Source organism: Thermodesulfovibrionales bacterium (assembly GCA_035622735.1).
Lineage (GTDB): Bacteria > Nitrospirota > Thermodesulfovibrionia > Thermodesulfovibrionales > UBA9159 > DASPUT01.
This window is the reverse complement of sequence record DASPUT010000061.1, coordinates 1-4222: the sequence shown is the minus strand read 5'-3', so window position 1 is coordinate 4222 and position 4222 is coordinate 1. Positions and strand designations below refer to the sequence as shown.

At 54.2% G+C, this 4222-nt stretch carries 3 protein-coding genes; all 3 read left to right on the top strand.

All coding sequences use genetic code 11. The annotated features are described in order from the left end of the window. Positions 1-343: 343 nt before the first annotated feature. Entirely contained in the window at positions 344-598 is a 255-nt protein-coding gene (locus VEI96_03345) for a hypothetical protein (protein ID HXX57017.1), read from the top strand. A 221-nt stretch (positions 599-819) separates the two neighbouring features. After that, a complete protein-coding gene (locus VEI96_03340) occupies positions 820-3543 on the top strand; it encodes a hypothetical protein (protein ID HXX57016.1) in 2724 nt (907 codons plus the stop codon). Between the two features lie 9 nt (positions 3544-3552). Beyond that, positions 3553-4222: alpha-amylase family glycosyl hydrolase (locus tag VEI96_03335; GenBank protein ID HXX57015.1), on the top strand; the 670-nt coding region annotated here is incomplete at its 3' end.

Here is a 4222-nt window from a genome sequence, read left to right as displayed (position 1 = left end):
ATCTGCTTTGAGGGATCCCTCATGATAAAGTCCTCCGCAAGACATAGTTTGGTCTCTTGCCGATAGTACCGAATGACGCACAGCCTGCAAAATCACCGTTTATTTCAAACGATACGTTGGCTGAATGTATAACACTTATATCATCAGGGTCTCATATTGTCAAGATAAAAGGCGATGCGCAACGCTGAGCAGGCGATTCATGTCACGAAACCAGAGCTCGATTGAAACAATCTGTCCGGGAGAAGGTAACCCGCGAGGTTCCCCCCAAGGCCCATCTGTCATCCCGTGGTAGAATAATTATGGTTCAAGGTGCCTTAAGAACTTTCAGTATCGAGGAGGAGCAATGATGGAAAGAGACTGGTCACCAGATGATAATGACATAAAGACGGTGCTTGAAGCGCATGGCCTGATACCGGAAGGCGCCCTGTTTGATGACGCAGTGGGGATCGCGAAACTATATGCGGACAGAATCCGACAACGTCTCTTAGAATTTCCCGCGTCGGTGGATAAGAGAAAAGCTCTTTTGGCGATACTCGAAGAGGGTCTCATGCAGGAAGGCCTCATCCCCAATAACCAGGAACGACTATTTAAGGCATGACGGAGAATGCTGAACGGTAAGCAGTCATGCTCTGTCGATTCTCGTGAGGTCGCCTCTGGAATGCGTCTGACGACTTACGTAACCCTCCGTTTCTGAAGAAGGGAACTCCCGTTCGCCTGTTAGACACTCATCTTGATTCTGCTATAATGCAGCTAGAAAATAGACAATATGGATTCTCGAGGGCATAATGACGAGGACGAATTCCTGGAGGGATAAAGAGCATGAGCGAACCTGCGGAGAAGAAGAGACTCGATGAAGCACAGGAGCAGAATGTCCCCTGGAAGAAGTGGGGACCCTACCTGAGCGAAAGACAGTGGGGGACTGTTCGTGAAGACTACAGCATAAACGGCGATGCATGGAATTATTTTACCCATGATCAGGCCCGCTCCCGTGCATACCGCTGGGGCGAGGACGGCCTTGCGGGGATATCCGACAACAAGCAGCTCCTCTGCTTCTCACTCGCGCTCTGGAACGGCAAAGACCCTATCCTGAAAGAGCGGCTCTTCGGGCTCACGAACAGTGAAGGGAATCACGGCGAGGACGTGAAGGAATACTACTTCTACCTTGACAGCACACCGACGCATTCGTACATGAAATATCTTTACAAGTATCCCCAGGCTGCCTATCCTTACGCCGATTTGGTCGAGACGAACCGGGGGCGCAGCAAAAACGAGATGGAGTACGAACTGCTCGATACCGGCGTCTTCAATGGCAACCGATACTTCGATGTCTTTGTCGAGTACGCGAAGGCCTCGCCTGAAGACGTTCTCATAAAGATCTCTGCAGTAAACAGAGGTCCGGAAAGTGCGACACTCCATGTCCTGCCTACTCTTTGGTTTCGCAACGACTGGTCCGAGTGGATATCGAAACACGCCGAGAAACCGATGCTCAAGCAGGTGAAAGGACCTGTCGGGGCGAGCGTTATTGCGACGGCGCATCCGGTACTTGGTGACTACTACCTCTCCTGCGAAGGCGATGTGCCGCTGCTTTTTACCGAAAACGAAACGAACAACGAACGTCTCTTTCCGGAATACCCGAACGCGAGCCCTTACGTGAAGGACGGGATTAACAACTACGTGGTGAATGGTCGGCAAGACGCGGTGAATCCCGAAAAGATTGGCACGAAGGTCTCTGCGCATTATCAGGTCGATGTCGATTCAGGCAAGACAGCGGTGATACGCCTGCGGCTCACGAATTCACCTCCTGAAGGGAAGGGCAGACCCTTTGCGAATTCTGACGAGGTCTTTTCCGCAAGGCTCGGGGAGGCTGATGAGTTCTATAAGTCGGTAACGCCGTCTTCAGTCGGCGAAGACGCGGCCAATGTGATGCGGCAGGCATTGGCAGGAATGCTCTGGTCCAAGCAGTACTATTTCTTCGATGCCGATAGGTGGCTCGAGGAACACCACGCACATCCTCTCAAGCACGGGAGCCGCGACTTCCGGAACAGGGAGTGGTTCCACATGATCAATGACCATGTAATCTCGATGCCGGACAAGTGGGAATACCCCTGGTATGCAGCGTGGGACCTCGCTTTCCATGCTATCGCCCTCTCTACCGTTGACACCGATTTCGCCAAGGAGCAGCTCCACCTCATGCTTCGCGAGATCTACCTCCACCCGAGCGGCCAGATCCCCGCATACGAGTGGAATTTCAGCGACGTCAATCCTCCGGTGCATTCCTGGGCAACGCTTTTTCTCCACAGGACCGAGCTGGCCATGAGTGGGAAGACGGACATAGATTTTCTCAAACGGTCCTTCGCAAAGCTCATGCTCAACTTTACCTGGTGGGTAAACCGCAAGGACCGATTCGGCAAGAATGTCTTTGAGGGCGGGTTCCTCGGGCTCGACAACATCGGAGTCTTCGACCGGAGCGCGCCGCTCCCCACAGGGGGTTATCTCGAACAGGCTGACGGCACGGCCTGGATGACGTTGTTCTGCCAGAATATGGTGGAGTTGAGTGTTGAGCTGGCAGCCTACGACCAGACCTATGAAGACCTGACCGCAAAATTCATGGAACACTCTTTCTGGATCGCAGCAGCCATCAACCGAACGGGAGATGACGGCATGTGGGATGAGGAGGACGGCTTCTACTATGACCTGCTGCGGCTCCCAGACGGGAACGCGAAGAGGCTCAAGGTGCGGTCCATGGTCGGTCTGCTCCCCTTCTGCGCGACAACGGTCATTGAGAGGTGGCAGCGTGAACGGGTCCCGAACGTTACAAAGCTCTTTGAGGAGCGCATGAAGCGGATGCCCGAACTCCTGCAATACATCCATGAGACAGGACCCGGACACCAGGGCGTGGCGGACCGAGGCATCTTTGCCCTGGTCAATCATGACAGGCTGCGCCGGATACTCACGAAGATGCTCGACGAGAGCGAGTTCCTGAGTCCTTACGGCATCCGCTCGCTCTCCAAATTCCATGAGCGGAACCCCTACGTGTTCAACACGGGGGGACAGGAATACCGGGTGGACTACCTGCCTGCGGAGTCTGACTCCGGCATGTTCGGCGGAAACTCCAACTGGAGGGGACCGATCTGGATGCCGGTCAATGTCTTAATCATCCGGGCTTTGCTGCAGTACTATCTCTATTACGGCGACAACTTCAAGATAGAGTGCCCCACAGGATCAGGCAGGATGATGAACCTCTTTGAGGTGAGTAAGGAGATAGCTGGCCGCCTGACCAATATGTTTCTCCGCGATGGACAGGGAAAACGTCCTATCTACGGAGGAACGGAGAAGTTCCAAAGCGATCCCCACTGGCGTGACCATATCCTCTTCTATGAGTATTTCCATGGGGACAACGGCGCAGGTCTTGGCGCGAGTCATCAGACCGGCTGGACCGGACTTGTGGCAAAGCTCATCCAGCTTTACGGACTCCTCGATCCCCGCAAGCTTCTCGAAGACGGTAAGATCGCTGCATTCGTCCGAGAACAGTCGGAGCGGTGAGGTGAACGAATGAGGCCATGGCCGAAACATCCGGTTATTTATGAAATCAATACGTGGGTATGGCTTAACGAGTTGAGCCGGAAATATAACCGTTCCGTCACCCTCCTGAGCGTGCCTCCTCAGGAATGGGACTTTTTGTCCTCCTTCGGCTTTGATGCCCTATGGTTCATGGGTGTTTGGGAGCGGAGTCCTGCGGGGATCGGAATTTCGATGCAGAATCAGGGGCTCCTCAATGAGTTCCGCCGCGTCCTTCCTGATTTTTCTGCGGGGGACAATGTAGGCTCTCCTTACTGCGTACGGAGATATGTAGTCGACGATCATTTCGGAGGTACCGAGGGGCTCGCAGCGGCGCGGAAGGTACTCGGGGAACGCGGGATGCGCCTGATCCTGGACTTCGTGCCGAACCATGTGGCACCTGACCACCCATGGGTTTTCGAGCACCCGGAGTACTTCATCCGCGGGAATGCCGATGACCTCAAAAGGGATCCCGCATCCTTCTTCGATGCCGGCGGCAACGTTTTCGCCTGCGGTCGAGACCCTTATTTCCCTGCCTGGCAGGATGTGCTGCAATTGAATGCCTTCGATAAGGGTCTTCGCCAAGCCGTTGTCGAGACGGTCGCTTCTATCGCCGATCAGTGTGACGGCGTCAGGTGCGATATGTCCATGCTCATGATGAACA

Coding starts and splice junctions, on each gene's coding strand:
- VEI96_03345 (HXX57017.1), top strand. CDS start 344: ATGATGGAAAGAGACTGGTCACCAGATGATAATGACATAAAGACGGTG.
- VEI96_03340 (HXX57016.1), top strand. CDS start 820: ATGAGCGAACCTGCGGAGAAGAAGAGACTCGATGAAGCACAGGAGCAG.